This is a genomic window from Streptomyces collinus (assembly GCF_031348265.1).
GTDB lineage: Bacteria > Actinomycetota > Actinomycetes > Streptomycetales > Streptomycetaceae > Streptomyces > Streptomyces collinus.
The window spans coordinates 4,872,735-4,892,867 of sequence record NZ_CP133771.1; the positions used below are offsets into that span (position 1 = coordinate 4,872,735).

Genomic DNA, 20,133 nt, shown 5'->3' on the forward strand with positions numbered 1-20,133 from the left:
GAAGCCGAATGCCCCTAGGGCGACCGCTCGATAGCAAGGTGCTGGAGGATCCGTGGACCTGTCCCTGTCGACCGAAACCATGGGCGATCGCACGATCGTCAGGGTCGGTGGCGAAATCGACGTATATACCGCGCCCAAGCTGCGCGAGCAGTTGGTCGAGCTGGTGAACGACGGCAGTTTCCACCTTGTCGTCGACATGGAGGGCGTGGACTTCCTCGACTCCACCGGGCTCGGCGTACTGGTCGGCGGCCTGAAGCGCGTGCGTGCCCATGAGGGCTCCCTGCGCCTGGTGTGCAACCAGGAGCGCATTCTGAAGATTTTCCGTATCACCGGCCTCACCAAGGTGTTCCCGATTCACACCTCGGTCGAGGAAGCGGTTGCGGCCACCGACTGACACCGGACCCGGGCCATGCGCCCGGGCCGGCCGTCGTTCGGCTGAAGTACAGACCGAGGGGGCCCGGGCTTTCGGCCGCCCGGAGCCTGCCGACAGCACGCCCGTAGTTGCGAGGGGGATGCATGGCCACCGTTGAGCTCCGCTTCAGCGCGCTGCCCGAGCACGTCAGGACCGCCCGGCTGGTGGCGGCAGCGGTGGCGCGCAGGGCCGGAGTGGACGAGGCCGTCCTCGACGAGGTCAGGCTCGCCGTCGGCGAGGCGTGCAGCCGGGCGGTCGGGCTGCACCAGATCGGCGGGATCTCGGCACCGGTGAAGGTGCTGCTGATCGAGGAGGAGAAGCAGTTCTCCATCGAGGTCGGCGACGAGGCCCCGCACGCGGTGGCCGGCGGGGGTGCCGGCGCCGGTCCCGGCGACCCCGACGGTGAGGCCGACGAGGACGAAATGGGCCTCGCGGTCATCAGCGGACTCGTTGACGACGTCGAGGTCAGCGCGGGAGAGCACGGCGGGCTGATCAAGATGACCTGGCCGACCACGCCGCCGCCGACGATCCTGGTCTGACCCCGCCACCGCACACCGTTCATCCGAAGGGCCCCACCACCCGTGGGGCCCTTCGTCATGTGCGGGTGTCAGTGCTCGCCTTTACAGTAGTTCCTGTGCCGTTCATCGCGTGAATTCGTTCACGATCATTCGCGCGCTCTCCGGCAGCCTCAGAATGCTTTCAGGGCATTACCTCGGAAGTTCAATTCCGTTTATCGCGCTCTGTTTTGATCAGGTTCCGGTACCTACAATCCCGTCCACATCTTGAGCTCAGCCCAAGCGTCAAGGAGGACGAATGGCGGGGCTTTCCCTCTCACAACAGTCGGGTCATCCCACCGACCTCGCGGCCGCCGTGCTGACCGATGGCAACCGCGTGCTCGTCGTGGTCATCGCGGTCGTCGCACTGGCGGCACTGGCGGTCGCGGGCGTCCTGGTGCGCCAGGTGCTCGCGGCCGGCGAGGGCACCGACCGCATGAAGGAGATCGCGGCAGCGGTCCAGGAAGGCGCCAACGCCTATCTGGCACGTCAGTTGCGCACGCTCGGCGTATTCGCCGTGGTCGTGTTCTTCCTGCTCATGCTGCTGCCCGCGGACGACTGGAGTCAGCGTGCCGGACGTTCGGTGTTCTTTCTGATCGGAGCGGCGTTCTCGGCGGCCACCGGCTATATCGGCATGTGGCTCGCCGTACGCAGCAATGTGCGTGTCGCCGCCGCGGCGCGTGAAGCCACCCCGGCGGAAGGCGAGCCGGAAAAGGATCTGACCGCCGTTTCGCACAAGGCGATGAAGATCGCCTTTCGTACGGGCGGCGTGGTCGGCATGTTCACGGTGGGCCTCGGCCTGCTCGGCGCCTCCTGTGTGGTGCTGGTCTACGCGGCCGACGCGCCGAAGGTGCTCGAAGGTTTCGGCCTCGGGGCCGCGCTGATCGCGATGTTCATGCGTGTCGGCGGTGGCATCTTCACCAAGGCGGCCGACGTCGGCGCCGACCTGGTCGGCAAGGTCGAACAGGGCATTCCGGAGGACGACCCGCGCAATGCCGCGACCATCGCCGACAATGTGGGCGACAACGTCGGAGACTGCGCGGGCATGGCGGCCGACCTCTTCGAGTCGTATGCCGTGACCCTGGTCGCCGCGCTGATCCTCGGCTCGGCGGCCTTCGGCGACGCCGGGCTCGGCTTCCCGCTGCTCGTGCCGGCGATCGGTGTGATCACCGCCATGATCGGCATCTTCGCGGTGGCGCCCCGGCGCGCCGACCGCAGCGGCATGAGCGCGATCAACCGCGGGTTCTTCATCTCCGCGGTGATCTCGCTGGTGCTGGTGGCGGTGGCCGTCTTCGTCTACCTGCCGGGGAAGTACTCCGAGCTCGACGGGGTCACCGACGCCGCGATCCTGGGCAAGGACGGTGACCCGAGGGTCCTCGCGCTGGTCGCGGTGGCCATCGGCATCGTGCTCGCCGCCCTGATCCAGCAACTGACCGGCTACTTCACCGAGACCACCCGCCGGCCCGTCAGGGACATCGGCAAGAGCTCGCTCACCGGCCCGGCCACCGTCGTCCTCGCCGGTATCTCCGTCGGCCTCGAATCCGCCGTCTACACCGCCCTGTTGATCGGCCTCGGTGTGTACGGGGCGTTCCTGCTCGGCGGCACGTCCATCATGCTGGCGCTGTTCGCGGTGGCGCTGGCGGGCACCGGCCTGCTCACCACGGTCGGTGTGATCGTCGCGATGGACACCTTCGGGCCGGTCTCCGACAACGCGCAGGGCATCGCGGAGATGTCCGGCGACGTCGAGGGCGCGGGCGCGCAGGTGCTCACCAACCTGGACGCGGTCGGCAACACCACGAAGGCGATCACCAAGGGCATCGCGATCGCCACGGCCGTGCTCGCGGCGGCGGCGCTGTTCGGGTCGTACCGCGACGCGATCTTCACCGGCGCGCGGGACGTCGGCGAGAAACTCAGCGGGGACGGCGCCCCGATGAGTCTGATGATGGACATCTCGCAGCCCAACAACCTCGTGGGGCTCATCGCCGGCGCGGCGGTCGTCTTCCTCTTCTCGGGGCTGGCGATCAACGCCGTGTCGCGGTCGGCGGGTTCCGTGGTCTACGAGGTGCGGCGGCAGTTCCGCGAGAAGCCCGGGATCATGGACTACAGCGAGAAGCCGGAGTACGGCAAGGTCGTCGACATCTGCACCAAGGATGCTCTGCGCGAGCTCGCCACCCCCGGCCTGCTGGCCGTGCTGGCGCCCATCTTCATCGGGTTCACGCTCGGCGTCGGCCCGCTCGGCGCGTTCCTGGCGGGCGCGATCGGCGCGGGCACGCTGATGGCGGTGTTCCTCGCCAACTCCGGTGGCGCCTGGGACAACGCCAAGAAGCTCGTCGAGGACGGCCACCACGGAGGCAAGGGCGGCGAGGCGCACGCGGCGACCGTGATCGGAGACACGGTCGGCGACCCCTTCAAGGACACCGCGGGGCCCGCGATCAACCCGCTGCTGAAGGTCATGAACCTGGTGGCCCTGCTCATCGCGCCCGCGGTGATCAAGTTCTCCTACGGCCCGGACAAGAGCATCGGAGTGCGGATTCTGGTCGCCGTCCTCGCGTTCCTCGTGATCGCAGGGTCGGTGTACGTGTCAAAGCGGCGCGGTATCGCCATGGGTGACGAAGACAACGCCGGGTCGGCACCCAAGTCGGCCGATCCGGCAGTGGTTTCGTAGGGAGGTTTCCGAGCCCCAGCTCAAGGTGCGGGCGGGCGATGCGCGTTGACGCGTCGCCCGCCCGCGCTGTGTGGGTACACGATCACGCGTGAGCCTTATCTCGCGTGGTGCAATAGGTAACAAAACGGTCTTAATAGGCGCTCGACGTGCGGTTGCCGTGCATCTGGCGTGTATGTTCCGGGGCCGAGAGCCATGGAAGGGACCAAACCGGTGAACAAGAAGCTCGCGGCCGCACTGTCCGGCGGTGCGGTACTGGTACTGGCGCTGTCGGGCTGCGGCGGCGACGACAGCAACGAGAAGCTGGACTCCTGGGCCAAGCAGGTCTGTGACGCCGTACAGCCTCAGGCCAAGAAGATCGAGTCGGCCAATGCCGCGATCCAGAAGGAGACCTCCGACAACAGCACGCCGGAGGACGTCCAGAAGACCGACGCACAGGCCTTCCAGGACATGTCCGACGCCTACAAGGCGATCGGGACCGCCGTGAACAAGGCCGGGGCCCCGGACGTCGAGAACGGCGAGAAGAAGCAGCAGGACGCGGTCAAGGAGCTCAACTCGATCTCCGCCTCGTACGCCTCGCTGAAGAAGCAGGTGGACGGGCTCGACACCAAGGACCAGGGCGAGTTCGCCGACGGCCTGAAGGACATCGCCACCGAGCTGGACAAGCTGAGCCAGAGCGGGAACGACGCCCTCAGGAACCTGGAGGAGGGCGAGGTCGGCCAGGCGATGGCCAAGCAGTCCAGCTGCAACGCGGCCACGGCGTCGGCGGGGGCGACGCAGAGCTGAGGCCCCGAGCGGGCGGGCAGCGCAGTGACGCGGGTGTGACGGCTGAGTCGTAGGTGACCGCCGTGTCCGATGTGCCGTACGGCGCGAACGCGTGCGCATCGCCGCACGGGCACGTGCGCCACCCGCACCGGCGGCCACAATGGGGGCGTGAGTAACGCCAGCCAGTCACCCCTGCCCCCGCTGCCCGCCTCCGACCGTCCCGAAGCCGCCGCCCGGCTCCGGGACGCCCTGCTCGCGGCCTCCTTCACCGCCGACGGACTGCTCGAACTGCTCGGCGCCCCCGCGTACGCGGCACTGGCCCGCAGCGAGACCGTGCCCGCGCTCCGGGCGACCCGCGGGGACACGCCCCTGGAGATGCTCGTCCGGCTGTTCCTGCTCCAGCAGCCCGTGCCGCAAGCGCGCGTTGCGGAGGTCCTGCCCGTGGACGCCTGCCTGGAGAGCGGCTGGCTGGCCCGGGCCGGCGGGGACGAACTCGTCGCGACGGTGGACGTCCGGCCCTACGGCGGTCCCGGCGGCGAGGACTGGTTCATCGTGTCGGACCTCGGCTGCGCGGTCGGCGGCGCCGGCGGGATCGGCCGGCGGGAGGAGGGCGTCGTCCTCGGCGTCGGCGGCGCCTCGATGACCCTCGCGGGCATCACCGTCCGTACGCCCGTCGCCGCCGCGCTCGACCTCGGTACCGGCTCCGGCATCCAGGCCCTGCACGCCGCGCAGCACGCCACGCGGGTGGTGGCCACCGACCTCAACCCGCGTGCCCTGCACATCACCGCCCTGACGCTGGCGCTGTCCGGCACCGCGGCCGCCGACCTGCGCGAGGGCTCCCTCTTCGAGCCCGTGCGAAACGACGAGACGTACGACCTGATCGTCTCCAACCCGCCCTTCGTGATCTCGCCCGGCGCGCGGCTGACCTACCGCGACGGCGGGATGGGCGGGGACGATCTGTGCCGCACGCTCGTTCAACAAGCGGGCGACCGCCTGAGCGAGGGCGGGTTCGCTCAGTTCCTCGCAAACTGGCAGCACGTCGAAGGGGAGGACTGGCAGGACAGGCTCAGGTCCTGGGTGCCCCCGGGCTGCGACGCGTGGATCGTGCAGCGCGAGGTGCAGGACGTCAACCAGTACGCCGAGCTGTGGCTGCGTGACGCGGGCGACCACCAGGGCCACGCGGCGGAGTACCAGGCGCGGTACGACGCATGGCTCGACGAGTTCGAGGCGCGCAAGGTGAAGGCCGTCGGCTTCGGCTGGATCACCCTGCGCAGGACGAATGCCGCCGTGCCCTCGCTGACGGTGGAGGAGTGGCCGCACCCGGTCGAGCAGCCGCTCGGCGACACGATCCGGGCCCACTTCGACCGGCTCGACCACCTGCGCGGCCACGACGACGCCGCGCTGCTCGAAGGGCATTTCCGGCTGGCCGCCGAGATCGTGCAGGAGCAGGTCGGGCTGCCCGGCGCGGAGGACCCCGAGCACGTCGTGCTGCGCCAGCACCGCGGCATGCGCCGGGCGACCCGGGTGGACACGGTCGGTGCGGGCTTCGCGGGCGTGTGCGACGGCACGATGAGCGCGGGCCGCATCCTCGACGCCATCGCCCAGCTGATCGGAGAGGATCCCGTGCTGCTGCGCGACCGCACCCCCGCGCAGATCCGGCTGCTGGTCGAACAGGGGTTCCTGGAGCCGGTCCGCTGAGCGGACCGCCGAGGGGCGGCCTCGGGGTGCCTCGAAGCGGCTCGCCAACAAATTCGAGTCGATTTGGACACCTCGTCCGAGACGGTTCGTGAGGAACCGGACGACCTTGATCCGCCACCGTGTCGCCACGCCGTTCACCTCGGGTTCGCCTGCCCGCCGCCCGCGCGTGTCAGCCTCCCGTGGCTGGGGATGCGCGGACAGGGGAAAAGGGGCGCGGCGGGTCATGGAGAGTGAACCGGCGATCTTCGCGGGAGCGGTGTTCTCCCTGTTCGGAGGCGGGCTGCTGGCGTGGACGGTGACGCGCGTGCGTCAGGACCGGCCCGTCGCCGAAGGTGTGAGGCCGGTCGCGTCGGCGACCTTCGCAGGCCTCGTCGCGGTGCTCGCGCTGGCGGCCGGAACCTGGTGCTTCACACGCCTCTGAGGCCCCCTCCGGAGGCGTGCCCGCGGGTGACCGGGGCGTCGCGCTGCGTGTGAAGGCGGGCCGGCTCCCGCTACGCCGGGCGGCAGGATTGGTGGTAGTCGGGTTACCGTTCGAGTGGCCGTTGCGGGCTTTTCCCGTTTGACACGGGGGCGGGATGTACCGTCACACTCCGCAGCGTCACCACGTACCCAGCCCCGGTAAGCGACTCCGGGGAGGCCCCAGCGTCGACCGGAGAGAAGAGCGAAGTTGTCCCCGACCAGCGAGACCGCGAAGGGCGGCCGCCGACTCGTCATCGTCGAGTCGCCTGCCAAGGCGAAGACGATCAAGGGCTATCTCGGCCCCGGCTACATCGTCGAGGCGAGCGTCGGGCACATCCGCGACCTTCCCAACGGCGCCGCCGAGGTGCCCGAGAAGTACACCGGCGAGGTCCGCCGCCTCGGTGTGGACGTCGAACACGACTTCGCGCCGATCTATGTGGTCAACGCCGACAAGAAGGCGCAGGTCAAGAAGCTCAAGGACCTGCTGAAGGAGTCCGACGAACTCTTCCTCGCCACCGATGAGGACCGCGAGGGCGAGGCCATCGCCTGGCACCTCCAGGAAGTGCTGAAGCCCAAGGTCCCGGTCAAGCGGATGGTCTTCCACGAGATCACCAAGGCCGCGATCCAGGCCGCCGTGGCCAACCCGCGCCAGCTCAACCAGAAGCTCGTCGACGCCCAGGAGACCCGCCGCATCCTCGACCGCCTCTACGGCTACGAGGTCTCGCCGGTCCTGTGGAAGAAGGTCATGCCGCGCCTGTCGGCCGGCCGTGTCCAGTCGGTCGCCACCCGACTCGTGGTGGAGCGGGAACGCGAGCGCATCGCCTTTCGTTCGGCTGAGTACTGGGACCTGACGGGCACCTTCGCGACCGGCCGCGCCGGAGACTCGTCGGACCCGTCGTCGCTGGTCGCGCGCCTGCAGACCGTCGACGGCAGGCGGGTCGCGCAGGGCCGTGACTTCGACTCCCTGGGACAACTGAAGAGCGCGAACACCCTCCACCTCGACGAGGCGAACGCCCGCGCCCTGGCCGCCGCCCTGGAGCAGACGCGGTTCGCCGTCCGCTCGGTCGAGTCCAAGCCGTACCGCCGCTCGCCGTACGCCCCGTTCCGTACGACGACGATGCAGCAGGAGGCCAGCCGCAAGCTCGGCTTCGGTGCGAAGGCCACCATGCAGGTCGCGCAGAAGCTGTACGAGAACGGCTACATCACCTACATGCGTACGGACTCCACGACCCTGAGCGACACGGCGGTCGCCGCCGCCCGCGCCCAGGTCACGCAGCTGTACGGCGCCGACTACCTGCCGCCGCAGCCGAGGACGTACGCCGGGAAGGTCAAGAACGCGCAGGAGGCCCACGAGGCGATCCGCCCCTCGGGTGATCGTTTCCGCACTCCCGCCGAGACCGGACTGACCGGTGACCAGTTCAAGCTGTACGAGCTGATCTGGAAGCGGACCGTCGCCTCCCAGATGAAGGACGCGACCGGCAACAGCGTCACGGTGAAGATCGGCGGCACGGCGGCCGACGGCCGGGACGTCGAGTTCAGCGCGTCCGGCAAGACGATCACCTTCCACGGCTTCCTGAAGGCCTACGTCGAGGGTGCCGACGACCCGAACGCCGAGCTGGACGACCGCGAGCGCCGGCTGCCCCAGGTCTCCGAGGGTGACGCCCTGAGCGCCCAGGAGATCACGGTCGACGGGCACGCCACCAAGCCCCCGGCCCGCTACACCGAGGCCTCCCTGGTCAAGGAGCTGGAAGAGCGCGAGATCGGCCGCCCGTCGACGTACGCGTCGATCATCGGCACGATCCTCGACCGCGGCTACGTGTTCAAGAAGGGCACGGCCCTGGTGCCGTCCTTCCTGTCCTTCGCCGTGGTCAACCTCCTGGAGAAGCACTTCGGGCGGCTCGTCGACTACGACTTCACCGCCAAGATGGAGGACGACCTCGACCGCATCGCCCGCGGTGAGGCGCAGTCTGTGCCGTGGCTGAAGCGGTTCTACTTCGGCGAGGGCACCGCCAGCGGTGGCGCGGCCGACGCCGGCAACGGCGACGGGGACCACCTCGGCGGCCTCAAGGAGCTGGTGACGGACCTGGGCGCGATCGACGCCCGCGAGGTGTCGTCGTTCCCCGTGGGCAACGACATCGTGCTGCGCGTCGGCCGCTACGGGCCGTACATCGAGCGCGGGGAGAAGGACACCGAGCAGCACCAGCGCGCCGACATCCCCGACGACCTGGCGCCCGACGAGCTGACCGTCGACCTCGCGGAGGAGCTGCTCGCCAAGCCGAGTGGCGACTACGAGCTGGGCACGGACCCGGCCACCGGCCACACGATCGTCGCCAAGGACGGCCGCTACGGCCCGTACGTCACGGAGGTCCTCCCCGAGGGCACCCCGAAGACGGGCAAGAACGCGGTCAAGCCGCGCACGGCGTCCCTGTTCAAGACGATGTCCCTCGACACGGTGACCCTCGACGAGGCCCTCAAGCTGATGTCGCTGCCGCGTGTCGTCGGCGCCGATGCCGAGGGCCAGGAGATCACCGCGCAGAACGGCCGCTACGGCCCGTACCTGAAGAAGGGCACGGACTCGCGCTCGCTCCAGGCCGAGGAGCAGCTCTTCACGATCACGCTGGAGGAGGCGCTGGCGATCTACGCCCAGCCCAAGCAGCGTGGCCGGGCCGCGGCCAAGCCGCCGCTGAAGGAGCTGGGCACCGACCCGGTCAGCGAGAAGCCGGTCGTGGTCAAGGACGGCCGCTTCGGTCCGTACGTCACCGACGGGGAGACCAACGCGACCCTGCGCTCCGGCGACAGCGTCGAGGACATCACCCCGGAGCGCGGTTACGAGCTGCTCGCCGAGAAGCGCGCCAAGGGGCCGGCGAAGAAGACCGCGAAGAAGGCGGCCAAGAAGGCGCCGGCGAAGAAGACGACGGCGGCCAAGAAGACCGCGGCGAAGAAGACCACGACCGCGAAGAAGACGACGGCGAAGAAGACCACCGCGAAGAAGACGGCCGCCAAGACGGCGACCGCCGCCAACTCCGCGGAGGACTGAGACCGTTCGAGTCCTGAGCGAAGCCGGACCTCCGCGTCCGGATCTTCGCCCGGGGTTCGGAAAGCGAACGCCCCGGCAACACTTCGGTGTCGGGGCGTGCGCATGCCATGCCGCGCCCTCCAGGGTGTCGGTGGCTCCCGATAGGCTGAACGCATGACGCGAGCCGACCACCCAACGGCCCCTCAGCCCGCCCCCGACGACGCCCTGGTCGCGGACTCCCGCGAGCGTGCCGTCCGCGCCCTGCTGCGACGACCGCAGCTGAAGCGGTTGTGGAGCGCACAGCTCGTGGGCGGCGTGGGGGACACCCTCGCCCTTCTCGTGCTGGTCGTCCTGGCACTGCAGGCGGCCATCGCCGAAGGTTCGTTCGGGGGCGGCTACCGGGGCGTGGCGTTCGCAGTGGCGACCGTTTTCGGGGTACGCATCCTCGCGACGCTGCTGTTCGGAGCCGTTCTGCTCGGCCCGCTCACCGCGCTCACCTCGCAGGACGGCCCGCTCGACCGCCGCTGGACCATGGTGGGCGCCGACGGGCTGCGCGCCGCGCTGCTCATCGTCGCGCCCCTGTGGATCGACTGGACGCCCGAGAACGCACTGGCCGTCCTGCTCGTCACGGCCTTCGTGATGGGGGTCGCCGAGCGGTTCTGGACGGTGTGCCGTGAGAGCGCCGCGCCCGCGCTGCTCCCCGCCCCGCCGCCGGAGGGGGCGACGATCCGGCCGCTGCCCGACCACATGGACGCCCTGCGCCGCCTGTCGCTGCGCACCGGCTTCGTGGCGATCCCCCTCGCGGCCGTCGCCCTGGTCGTCGCGGCCCTGTTCAACAACCTGCTGGGCGCCGGCATCGACTGGTTCGGCCAGCACCAGGCGGCCCTCGCCTCCTACGTGGCCGCAGGCCTGTTCGCCGCGTCCCTGTCCGTGCTGACCTTCCTGGAGCTGCCCGGCACGCGCACCCCGCGCGCGCGGTCGCCGCTCGAAGGCCTGCGCCGCCCGAAGACCGGCACCGGCTCCGACAAGGGCCGCACCGGCGCGATGCCGCTGCTGGTCCTGGCCTGCGCGGCCGTCGCCGCCGCGGTGTCGGCCGCCGTCGCCGTCGCCGTGCTGCACGCCAAGGACCTGGGCGGCGGCCCGGTCCTCTACGGCCTGTTCGTGGCCGCGCTGACCGGCGGTGTCGTCGTCGGCATCCGCACGGCGCCCGCCCTCGTGCCCGCCCTGTCGCGCCGCCGGCTGCTCGCGCTGACGATCGCCTTCACCGGCGTCGCCCTGCTGGCCGCCGGGCTGGTCCCGGACGTCACCACCGTGCTGCTGATCCTCGCGCTGGCCGGAGTCGGCGCGGGCCTGTCCGCCAACATCGGGCACACCCTGCTCGACCAGGAGACCGAGGAGTACCGCCGCTCCCGCACGACGGAGCACCTGCACGCGGTCGTCCGGGTCTGCGTGGCGCTCGGCGCGGTCATCGCCCCGCTGGTGGCGGCGGCGATCGGACCGCACCGGCTGGAGAGCGGCAAGTTCGTCTTCGCGCACGGCGGCGCGGCCTTCACGCTCATGCTGACCGGCGCATTGCTGCTGCCCGTCGCCGCGCTGGTGCTGGCCAAGGTCGACGACCGCTCCGGTGTGCCGCTGCGGCAGGACCTGAAGGACGCGCTGCTCGGCGGCGACGACCCCCGGCAGGGGGCGGCGGCCACCGGCTTCTTCATCGCCCTGGAGGGCGGCGACGGGGCCGGCAAGTCGACGCAGGCCGAGGCGCTCGCGGAGTGGATCCGCGCCAAGGGCCACGAGGTCGTGCTGACGCGCGAGCCGGGGGCGACGCCGGTGGGCAAGCGGCTGCGGTCGATCCTGCTGGATGTGTCGAGCGCGGGTCTGTCCCACCGCGCGGAGGCGCTGCTGTACGCGGCCGACCGGGCCGAGCACATCGACACTGTCGTACGGCCCGCCCTGGAGCGGGGCGCGGTCGTCATCTCCGACCGGTACATCGACTCGTCTGTCGCCTACCAGGGCGCCGGCCGTGATCTCTCGCCGACCGAGATCGCCCGGATCAACCGCTGGGCGACGAACGGGCTGGTGCCGCATCTGACCGTGCTGCTGGATGTCGCCCCGGAGACCGCGCGCGAGCGGTTCACCGAGGCGCCGGACCGACTGGAGTCGGAGCCCGCGGAGTTCCACGCGCGCGTGCGGGCCGGTTTCCTCACCCTGGCCGCGGCCGACGCCGGACGGTACCTGGTGGTGGACGCCGGCCAGGAGCCCGAGGCCGTCACGACGGTCATCCGGCACCGGCTCGACCAGGTGCTGCCGCTGTCGGAGGCCGAGATCAAGGCCCAGGAGGAGGCGCGGAAGAAGGCCGAGGAGGAGGCCCGTCGCAAGGCCGAGGAAGAGGCCGCCCGCAAGGCCGAGGAGGAGCGCCTGGAGCGCGAGCGCCAGGAGCAGCTCGCCAAGCTGCGCGCCGAGGAGGAGGAGCGCAAGCGCCGCGAGCTGGAGGAGGCGCAGCGCCGCGAGGCCGAACGGCAGGCGGAGGAGGCCCGGCGCCGGGCTGAGGAAGCGCGCAGGAAGGCCGAGGAGGAGCGGGCCCGGCTCCTCGCGGAGGAGAAGGCCCGCGCCGAGGAGGAGGCCCGCCGCAAGGCCGAGGAGGAGCGGCGCCGCAAGCAGGCCGAGGAGGAGGCGCGACTGCGTGCCGAGGCCGAGGCGGTCCGCCTGGAGAAGCAGCGCAAGGCCGAGGCGGCACTGCTGCGGGCCGAGGAGGCACGCCGGCTCGCGGAGGCGGCTGCCGCCGCGGCCGAGGCCGGGCCGAAGAACTCGTCCCCCAAGAGCTCCGCCCCGAAGAACTCGCCCGCGCAGGGTGCCGCGTCTGCCGCGGCCGCTCAGGACGCGGCGACCGTGCCCACCCCGGTGGTGACACCGGGCGGTGCGGGGGACGACACGACCGTGCTGCGCCCGGTGCGGGACGACGACCGGGGTGCGGGCCGGTCCTCCGGAGACTCCGAAGCCGAGGTGACGGCGGAGCTGCCGATGCCGCCGGCCGCCGGGGAGCAGACGGAGGTCCTGCCGCCGGTCCCGCCTCGCGCCGGGGACGAGACCGAGGTGCTGCCGCCGGTGCGCGACCGGGACGCCTCCGGAGCGGCCGACGAGACGGCGGTGCTGCCTCCGGTCCGCCCGGGGGACGCCGAGGAGACGGCCGTCCTCCCGCCGGTGCGCGGGGACGGACCGGCGGACCGGGTTCCGCCCGGGTACTTCCGGAAGGACGCCCCGGCCGCCCGGCCCGACGGCACCGAGGACCGTACGCGGGAGATGCCCCAGGTCGACCCCGACGGGACACCGCGCCGCCGCCGGTCCGACTGGGCCGAGGAGACGCCGCTGGACGACCTGCCCTCGCTGGCGGACGAGCTGCTCGGACCGCACGACGACGAGCCGGACGACAGGCGCGGACGCCGGGGCAGGGGCGGCCGGGGGCGCTGATGCCTGCGGCGGACTGCCGCGGGAGCACGGCTTCCCGTAGGGGTGGCCGGGGGCGCTGATGCCTCCGGCGGACTGCCGCGGGAGCACGGCTTCCCCCAGGGGCGCCCGGCGGCGCTGACGCCTCCCGCGGACCGCTGCGGGAAACCGGCCTCCGCACCGCGAGCCGGGTGGGGGGCGGCAGGCGATGTCAGTGGTCGCCCCCACAATGGATCTCGCAACGCGGAACGTGACGGAAGGGCGGCGTGACCCATGACCGTGTGGGACGACCTCGTCGGGCAGGAAAGGGTGAGCGAGCAGCTGGCCGCTGCCGCCCGGGATGCCGACGCCCTGGTCACCGCGGCCACCACCCGCACCCCGCCGCCCGAGGCGTCGAAGATGACGCACGCGTGGCTGTTCACCGGCCCGCCCGGCGCCGGGCGGAACCAGGCGGCGCGGGCGTTCGCGGCGGCGCTGCAGTGCGTCAGCCCCGACCGCGCCCTCGGCGGCTCCCCGGGCTGCGGCTTCTGCGACGGCTGCCACACGGCACTGATCGGCACGCACGCCGACGTCACCACCGTCGCCGCGGTCGGCACGCAGATCCTCGCCGACGACATGCGCGACACCGTCCGCAAGTCGTTCACGTCGCCGGCGAACGGCCGCTGGCAGATCATCCTCGTCGAGGACGCCGAGCGGCTGAACGAGAAGTCGGCCAACGCCGTCCTCAAGGCGGTGGAGGAGCCCGCCCCGCGCACGGTGTGGCTGCTGTGCGCCCCCTCCATCGAGGACGTCCTGCCGACCATCCGCTCCCGCTGCCGTCACCTGAACCTGAGCACACCCAGGGTCGACGCCATCGCCGACATGCTCGTCCGCCGCGAGGGCATCGAGCCGGACGTCGCCGCCGCCGCGGCCCGCGCGACCCAGGGCCATGTCGACCGGGCGCGCCGCCTGGCCACCGACCCGGCCGCGCGCGCCCGCCGCGCCGCCGTGCTCAGGCTGCCGCTGCGCGTCGAGGACATCGGCGGCGCGCTCAAGGCCGCCCAAGAGCTGGTCGACGCGGCCGCCGAGGACGCCAAGCAGCTCGCGGAGGAGACGGACTCCAAGGAGACCGAGGAGCTGAAGGCCGCGCTCGGCGCCGCCCAGGGCGGCCGCATGCCCCGGGGCACCGCGGGTGTGATGAAAGACCTGGAGGACAAGCAGAAGCGCCGCAGAACGCGCACGCAGCGTGACAGCCTCGACCTCGCCCTGACCGACCTCACGGCCTTCTACCGCGACGTCCTCGCCCTCCAGCTCGGCTCGCGCGTGGCCATCGCCAACGCGGACGCCGAGGACGCCCTGGAGCGACTCGCCCGGGGCAGCTCCCCGGAGTCCACCCTCCGCCGCATCGAGGCGATCGCCGCCTGCCGCGACGCCCTCGACCGCAACGTGGCGCCGCTGCTCGCGGTGGAGGCGATGACCATGGCACTCAGAGCGGGCTGAGGAACGGCAGGACACCCGGGCCGGACGTGCGGTTGACGCCGTAACTCGTACGAGGCACGACACGCACGCACGGCACTCATTCCGTCGCCCAGAGTTACGCTCGCTGGATGTACACACGGCGCACCCCCCGCTCCGCCTCCGGTGCCGGCGGTCTCCACCGCAGGACACGAAACCGGGCCAAGACCGCCGCCGGACTCCTCGCCACGGCTGCGCTGCTCGTCTCCGCCTGCTCCTCCGGCAGCGCGACGACGTCCGCCGCCTCCGCGGCGGCGGAGGCGGCACTGGTAGCGCTGCCGCAGGCCACGCCCGCGGCGCTCACGTCGTACTACGGGCAGAAGCCGGCCTGGCGCGGCTGCGGTGTGCCCGGCTTCGAGTGCGCCACCCTCAAGGCACCGCTCGACTACGCCGAGCCCTCCTCCGGCGACATCCGGCTGGCCGTCACCCGCAAGAAGGCCACGGGGCCCGGCAAGCGACTGGGCTCGCTGCTCGTGAACCCGGGCGGACCGGGCGGCTCGGCGATCGGCTACGTCCAGGCGTACGCGGGCATCGGCTACCCGGCCGAGGTGCGGGCCCGCTACGACATGGTGGCGGTCGACCCGCGTGGCGTGGCCCGCAGTGAACCCGTCAAGTGTCTGGACGGGCCGGGCATGGACCGGTACACGCAGACGGACGCCACGCCCGACGACGGAAAGGAGAGGGACGGGCTGGTCGCGGCGTACCGGACGTTCGCCGAGGGCTGCGGCGCGGACGCGCCCCGGCTGCTGCGCCATGTCTCCACCGTGGAGGCGGCCCGGGACATGGACATCGTGCGGGCGGTGCTCGGCGACGAGAAGCTGAACTTCGTCGGCGCCTCCTACGGCACCTTCCTCGGGGCGACGTACGCCGGGCTCTTCCCGGACCGGGCGGGCCGGCTGGTGCTGGACGGCGCGATGGACCCGTCGCTGCCGGCCCGGCGGCTGAACCTGGAACAGACGGCCGGCTTCGAGACGGCGTTCCGGTCCTTCGCGAAGGACTGCCTACGGCAGGCCGACTGCCCGCTGGGCGGCAAGGGCACCACGCCTGAGCGGGTCGGCGCGAACCTCAAGGCGTTCTTCGAGAAGCTCGACACACGGCCCGTCCCCACGGCCGACGGCGACGGCCGCAAGCTCACCGAGTCGCTCGCCACGACCGGTGTGATCGCGGCCATGTACGACGAGGGCTCCTGGGAACAGCTGCGCGAGGCCCTGACGTCCGCGATGAAGGAGAACGACGGCTCCGGACTCCTGGTCCTCTCCGACGGCTACTACGAGCGGGATGCCGACGGCGCCTACAGCAACCTGATGTTCGCCAACGCGGCGGTGAACTGCCTGGACCTCCCGGCCTCCTTCGACACCCCCGACGAGGTGCGCGGGGCGCTGCCCGCGTTCCAGAAGGCATCGCCGGTCTTCGGTGAGGGCCTGGCCTGGGCGGCCCTGAACTGCGCGTACTGGCCGGTGCACGCCACGGGCGAGCCGCACCGCATCGAGGCGAAGGGCGCGGCGCCCATCGTCGTGGTCGGCACGACCCGGGACCCGGCGACGCCGTACCGCTGGGCGCAGGCCCTGGCCGGCCAGCTCTCCTCGGCCCGGCTGCTCACCTACGAGGGCGACGGCCACACGGCCTACGGCCGCGGCAGCTCCTGCATCGACCGGACGATCAACGCCTACCTTCTGCGGGGCACCCCGCCCACGGACGGAAAGCGCTGCTCATAGCCCTGTCTCCGGCCCCGGAGGGCCCGCCTCCGGGGCTGGTGCGGAGCACCCTCGGAAACTGTGTAGACTTACCGTCGTTGCTGATCGCACCATAGTGCGCACAGCGCGCCGCCTTAGCTCAGATGGCCAGAGCAACGCACTCGTAATGCGTAGGTCTCGGGTTCGAATCCCGAAGGCGGCTCCACCGGAACCCCAGGTCACGTGCTCGTGACCTGGGGTTTCTGCTGTCGGGCTACGCGGGCGGCGGGGCGTCCGCGTAGCGGCTGTCCGTCAGGCCGTCCAGGTACTGCGCGCGCATCGCCGCGCGTTGGATCTTGCCGCTGGTGGTGCGCAGGACCGCCCCGCGTCTGACCAGGGCCACCGCCGCCGGGCGGACGCTGAAGTCGCGGGCGATGCCGCCCCTGATGCGGGCGGCGAGGCGTGGGAGTTCCTCGGCGCCGACCGAGCCGCGCACCTCGTGGACGACGACGAGCTGCTCCTCGGCGGCGCCGTCGGCGCCGGGAACGGGGACGGCGAACGCGGCGCCGAACAGTCCCACCAGCTCCGGGTGCAGGCGCCGCAGCGCGTGTTCCACGTCCTGCGGGTAGATGTTGCGGCCGCGCAGGATCAGCATCTCCTTGAGACGGCCGGTGACGTAGATCTCGTCGTCGTGGAGCGTGCCCAGGTCGCCGGTGCGGACGTACCCGGTGTCCCCGTCGAGGGTGCTGACGCCGAACGTCTCGGCGGTGGCGTCCTCGCGGCCCCAGTAGCCCTGCGCGACGCTGGCCCCGCGCAGCCAGATCTCGCCGACCCGGCCCGCGGGCAGCACCGCGCGGGTGGCCGGGTCGACGATCCGCACCGTGTACTCCTCGGCCCTGCCGCAGCTGACGACGTCACGGCCGGGCCGGTCCTCGGTGACCGGACGGAACTCGTGCTGTTCCAGGAGGGTTTCGTCGACCCGGGTGACGGCCAGTTCGCGCGGCCCGGTGCCCGAGATGAACACGGTCGCCTCCGCCATGCCGTAGCAGGGCGCCATCGTGTCGCTGCGGAAGCCGGCCGGGGCGAAGCGCTTGGCGAACGCGGTGAGGGTGGAGGCCTGTACGGGTTCCGACCCGTTGGCCGCGAAACGCCAGCAGGACAGGTCGAGTTCGGCGAGCTGCTCGTCGGTGATCTGGCGTGCGCACAGTTCGTACGCGAAGTTGGGCGCGGCCGACCAGTGGATCCGGTACTTGTCGATCATCCGCAGCCACCGGTGCGGTCGCTTCAGGAAGGTCGTCGGGCTCATCAGGACGCAGGAGCCGCCGAGCAGCAGCGGGGGCAGCAGGATCGCGAGCAGTCCCATGTCGTGGTACTGCGGGATCCACGAGCCGAAGCGGGTGGTGCGGTCGAGGCCGAACGCGGAGCTGAGGGCCGCCGAGTTGTGCAGCAGGTTGCCGTGGTCGACCATCACTCCCTTCGGGTCGGAGGTGGAGCCGGAGGTGTACTGGAGCAGGGCCAGGGTGTTCCGGTCGACGTCGGGCACCTGCCAGGCCTCGGCGTGCGCGGCGGTGAAGCCGGGGCCGTCGGTGACGGCGCAGGTGATCTCCCGGCCCGGGTCGGACGCCGCCCAGTCCAGGACGCTCGCGGCGACGGCCTCGCTGGTGAGGACGGCGGCGACGGCGGCGTTCTCGACGATGGAGTCCACGCGGCGGCGCTGGTGGCTGTACTGGCCGGGCAGCGAGGACGGGACGGCGACCATGCCCGCGTAGAGGCAGCCGACGAACGCGGCGGCGAACTGCAGGCTCTCCGGATACAGCAGCAGCACCCGGTCGCCGGGCGCGTACCTCTCCTGGAGCCAGCCGGCTATCTTGCGGGCCTCGTGGTCGAGTCTGGCGTACGACCAGGTCTCGTCCCCGTCGGGTGAGTCGGGGTCGCGGACGAAGATGACGGCCGGGTCGTCCGGGGTGACATGGGCGTTCGTACGGATGCGGGCCGTGGCGCTGCGGGCCTGCAGAAGTGTGTGGTCGTCCGTGAGCATGGGATCCCCCGGGGGGTAGCAGGAAGCGGGTGTGGGTCGGCGGGCTCGGTCACCAGTCGGTGGCCTCGCCCAGGGCCAGCAGGTCGTCCAGGTCGTCCGCCTCGACCAGGGCCGCGCCGGCCACCGGGGCGTCCGGGTCGTCGATCGCCTCGGCGAGCAGCCGCACATAGGAGTCGAGGAGCCGGCGGACGGTGGCTTCGTCGAACAGGTCGGTGGCGTAGCGGAACACGGCGGTCAGCGAGGAGGCGCTCTGCCGCATCTCCACGTTGATGTCGAACTGGCCCTCCAGCTGCGGCACCTCGATCAACTCGATGCGCAGACCGGCGTACTCGGTGTCGGTGCCGCGGGCCGCGGCCTCGGTGACCTGCATCAGCAGGGGTTCGAGGCGGCCGGGCGCGACCATGGTGAACACCATCCGCACGGGCGGGTTCCGGCTGCTGTACGGTTCCTCGCCGGCGAGCAGGGCGTACGGGTAGCCGATGTGCTTCATGGCGCGCATCACCTGGCGCTGGGCCGTGTGCGCGGCCTGCGCGAACGTGGTCGTGCCGGTGAAGTGGGCGGGCAGGACGAGGGTGTTGACGAGGTAGCCGACGACCTCGCGCATGCCGGGGCCGCTGCGGGTGGTCGTCGGGCAGCCGACGAGGAAGTCGCGTTGTCCGCTGTAGCGGTGCACCAGGGCCTGGAAGACGCCGAGGGTCAGCGCGAACGGGGTCACTTTCGCCCGCTTGGCAGCCTCGCGCAGGCGCGGCACGAGTTCGTCGGGGATCCGGGCCTCGCAGGTGGCGCCGTTGAAGACCGCCGGCGGGCGCGGGGACCGCGGCCGGTCGGCGGGGAGTTCACCGGCGCCTGCGTCCGCGCAGAACTCCTGCCAGAACGCGACCAGTTGTTCCCGTCGTGGCCCTTCGAGCAGTTCCTGTTCGCCCTGTACGTAGTCGTCGTAGCCGCGGGTCAGGGGCGGCGGCGCGGTGTCCGTCGCGTAGGCGTCGAGCAGGTCCTGGAGCAGCAGCCACTGGGAGGTGGCGTCGGTGACGATGTGGTGGGTGCTGACGACGATCACGTGGTCGTCGGGGGCGATGCGCAGCAGGAGGGCACGGCACGTTCCCTCGCCGGTGAGGTCGAAGGGGGTGTCGCCGAACGCCTTGACGTGCTTCTCCAGCAGGCCGGTGTCGGTGACCCCGGGGACCTCCCGGACCTGGAGGGGCACCAGGTCCGGGAGGCCGATCACGCGCCGCGGGCCCGCCGCGGTCTCGGTGAACGTGGAGCGCAGCACGTCGTGCCGCTCCACCACCGCGCGCAGGGCGCGCCGCAGCCGCGCCTCGTCGAGCGCGCCGCGCACCCGCAGGGCGGCCTGGACGTTGTAGGCGGGGCTGTCGGGCGCCATCCGGTACAGGAACCAGAGCGCTTCCTGCCCGATGGAGAGGGCTCGCTCCCGTTCCTGCCCGTCGGCGAGGGCTCGCTCCCGGTCCATCACCGGGCGGCGAGTTCGGAGTGGATGTGGGCGGTGAGCGCGTCGATCGTGGGGTGGTCCCAGGCGAGGGTGGCCTCGACGAGGATGCCGAACTCGTCCTCCACGTCGCCGCACAGCGTCAGGGCGTACACGGAGTCGAGACCGATCTCGACGAGCAGGTCGTCGGCGGCGATGTCCTGCGGGCGGACGTCGAGGAAGTAGGCGACTCGCTCGGTCAGCCAGGTACGGATCGCCTCGGCGCCGGCGGATGCGGCGATCGCGGCGGATGCGGCTCCGGTCGTCTCGGCTCCGGTCGTCTCGGTGCCGGTGGTCCCGGGGGTGGTGGCGGGCGTGGCCATGAGGAGGCTCCTGGTGATGTGAAGGGTGTGGAAATTGGTGGGGTAGGGCTTCTGGTCCGGATACGGGTAGGGGCCGGGGTGATCGGGTCCGGGGCGGTGGGCGCGGCCGGGTGCCTGG

13 protein-coding genes and 1 tRNA gene are annotated in these 20,133 nt (G+C 71.7%); 11 read left to right on the forward strand and 3 right to left on the reverse strand.

Features of this window, described 5'->3' with window-relative positions:
- Positions 1 to 52 precede the first annotated feature (52 nt).
- From bldG to RFN52_RS22300, 11 genes are all read left to right on the forward strand, one after another.
- Positions 53 to 394 (forward strand): anti-sigma factor antagonist BldG, encoded by a 342-nt coding sequence (gene bldG / locus RFN52_RS22250; RefSeq protein ID WP_003991900.1) that lies wholly within the window; start codon positions 53 to 55, stop codon positions 392 to 394.
- Positions 395 to 516: 122 nt separating this feature from the next.
- Complete coding sequence (locus RFN52_RS22255; RefSeq protein WP_184848357.1) at positions 517 to 951, forward strand: ATP-binding protein; 435 nt, start codon at positions 517 to 519, stop codon at positions 949 to 951.
- Between the two features lie 274 nt (positions 952 to 1,225).
- Positions 1,226 to 3,631: a sodium-translocating pyrophosphatase gene (locus RFN52_RS22260; RefSeq protein WP_184848359.1), complete on the forward strand. Its 2,406-nt coding sequence runs from the start codon at positions 1,226 to 1,228 to the stop codon at positions 3,629 to 3,631.
- A 192-nt stretch (positions 3,632 to 3,823) separates the two neighbouring features.
- A complete protein-coding gene (locus tag RFN52_RS22265; protein ID WP_184848361.1) occupies positions 3,824 to 4,414 on the forward strand; it encodes a small secreted protein in 591 nt (196 codons plus the stop codon).
- 147 nt (positions 4,415 to 4,561) lie between these two features.
- Positions 4,562 to 6,091, forward strand: coding sequence for a N5-glutamine methyltransferase family protein (locus tag RFN52_RS22270; RefSeq protein ID WP_184848363.1), 1,530 nt, complete (start codon positions 4,562 to 4,564; stop codon positions 6,089 to 6,091).
- A 223-nt stretch (positions 6,092 to 6,314) separates the two neighbouring features.
- Positions 6,315 to 6,512 carry a hypothetical protein gene (locus tag RFN52_RS22275; RefSeq protein ID WP_184848365.1) on the forward strand — a complete coding sequence of 66 codons (198 nt, stop codon included), beginning with the start codon at positions 6,315 to 6,317 and terminating at the stop codon, positions 6,510 to 6,512.
- Between the two features lie 246 nt (positions 6,513 to 6,758).
- Complete coding sequence (gene topA / locus RFN52_RS22280; RefSeq protein ID WP_184848367.1) at positions 6,759 to 9,587, forward strand: type I DNA topoisomerase; 2,829 nt, start codon at positions 6,759 to 6,761, stop codon at positions 9,585 to 9,587.
- 153 nt (positions 9,588 to 9,740) lie between these two features.
- Positions 9,741 to 13,028 carry a dTMP kinase gene (tmk, locus tag RFN52_RS22285; RefSeq protein WP_184848369.1) on the forward strand — a complete coding sequence of 1,096 codons (3,288 nt, stop codon included), beginning with the start codon at positions 9,741 to 9,743 and terminating at the stop codon, positions 13,026 to 13,028.
- Between the two features lie 249 nt (positions 13,029 to 13,277).
- Positions 13,278 to 14,483, forward strand: coding sequence for a DNA polymerase III subunit delta' (locus RFN52_RS22290; RefSeq protein WP_184848371.1), 1,206 nt, complete (start codon positions 13,278 to 13,280; stop codon positions 14,481 to 14,483).
- A 107-nt stretch (positions 14,484 to 14,590) separates the two neighbouring features.
- Positions 14,591 to 16,213, forward strand: coding sequence for an alpha/beta hydrolase (locus RFN52_RS22295; protein WP_184848373.1), 1,623 nt, complete (start codon positions 14,591 to 14,593; stop codon positions 16,211 to 16,213).
- 107 nt (positions 16,214 to 16,320) lie between these two features.
- Positions 16,321 to 16,397, forward strand: a tRNA-Thr gene (locus RFN52_RS22300).
- A 48-nt stretch (positions 16,398 to 16,445) separates the two neighbouring features.
- On the opposite strand, the gene RFN52_RS22305 is transcribed toward RFN52_RS22300, so the two are convergent.
- The 3 genes from RFN52_RS22305 to RFN52_RS22315 are packed head-to-tail and all read right to left on the reverse strand — an operon-like array spanning position 16,446 to position 20,015.
- Complete coding sequence (locus RFN52_RS22305; RefSeq protein WP_184848375.1) at positions 16,446 to 18,209, reverse strand: fatty acyl-AMP ligase; 1,764 nt, start codon at positions 18,207 to 18,209, stop codon at positions 16,446 to 16,448.
- A 49-nt stretch (positions 18,210 to 18,258) separates the two neighbouring features.
- Positions 18,259 to 19,677, reverse strand: a complete 1,419-nt coding sequence (locus RFN52_RS22310; protein ID WP_184848377.1) for a condensation domain-containing protein — start codon at positions 19,675 to 19,677, stop codon at positions 18,259 to 18,261.
- Positions 19,677 to 20,015: an acyl carrier protein gene (locus RFN52_RS22315; protein ID WP_184848379.1), complete on the reverse strand. Its 339-nt coding sequence runs from the start codon at positions 20,013 to 20,015 to the stop codon at positions 19,677 to 19,679. Before RFN52_RS22315 ends, RFN52_RS22310 begins: the two co-directional genes overlap by 1 nt.
- Positions 20,016 to 20,133 lie beyond the last annotated feature (118 nt).

Coding starts and splice junctions, on each gene's coding strand:
- RFN52_RS22305 (WP_184848375.1), bottom strand. CDS start 18,209: ATGCTCACGGACGACCACACACTTCTGCAGGCCCGCAGCGCCACGGCC.
- RFN52_RS22275 (WP_184848365.1), top strand. CDS start 6,315: ATGGAGAGTGAACCGGCGATCTTCGCGGGAGCGGTGTTCTCCCTGTTC.
- RFN52_RS22265 (WP_184848361.1), top strand. CDS start 3,824: ATGGAAGGGACCAAACCGGTGAACAAGAAGCTCGCGGCCGCACTGTCC.
- RFN52_RS22290 (WP_184848371.1), top strand. CDS start 13,278: ATGACCGTGTGGGACGACCTCGTCGGGCAGGAAAGGGTGAGCGAGCAG.
- RFN52_RS22295 (WP_184848373.1), top strand. CDS start 14,591: ATGTACACACGGCGCACCCCCCGCTCCGCCTCCGGTGCCGGCGGTCTC.
- RFN52_RS22310 (WP_184848377.1), bottom strand. CDS start 19,677: ATGGACCGGGAGCGAGCCCTCGCCGACGGGCAGGAACGGGAGCGAGCC.
- RFN52_RS22260 (WP_184848359.1), top strand. CDS start 1,226: ATGGCGGGGCTTTCCCTCTCACAACAGTCGGGTCATCCCACCGACCTC.
- tmk (WP_184848369.1), top strand. CDS start 9,741: ATGACGCGAGCCGACCACCCAACGGCCCCTCAGCCCGCCCCCGACGAC.
- RFN52_RS22315 (WP_184848379.1), bottom strand. CDS start 20,015: ATGGCCACGCCCGCCACCACCCCCGGGACCACCGGCACCGAGACGACC.
- RFN52_RS22255 (WP_184848357.1), top strand. CDS start 517: ATGGCCACCGTTGAGCTCCGCTTCAGCGCGCTGCCCGAGCACGTCAGG.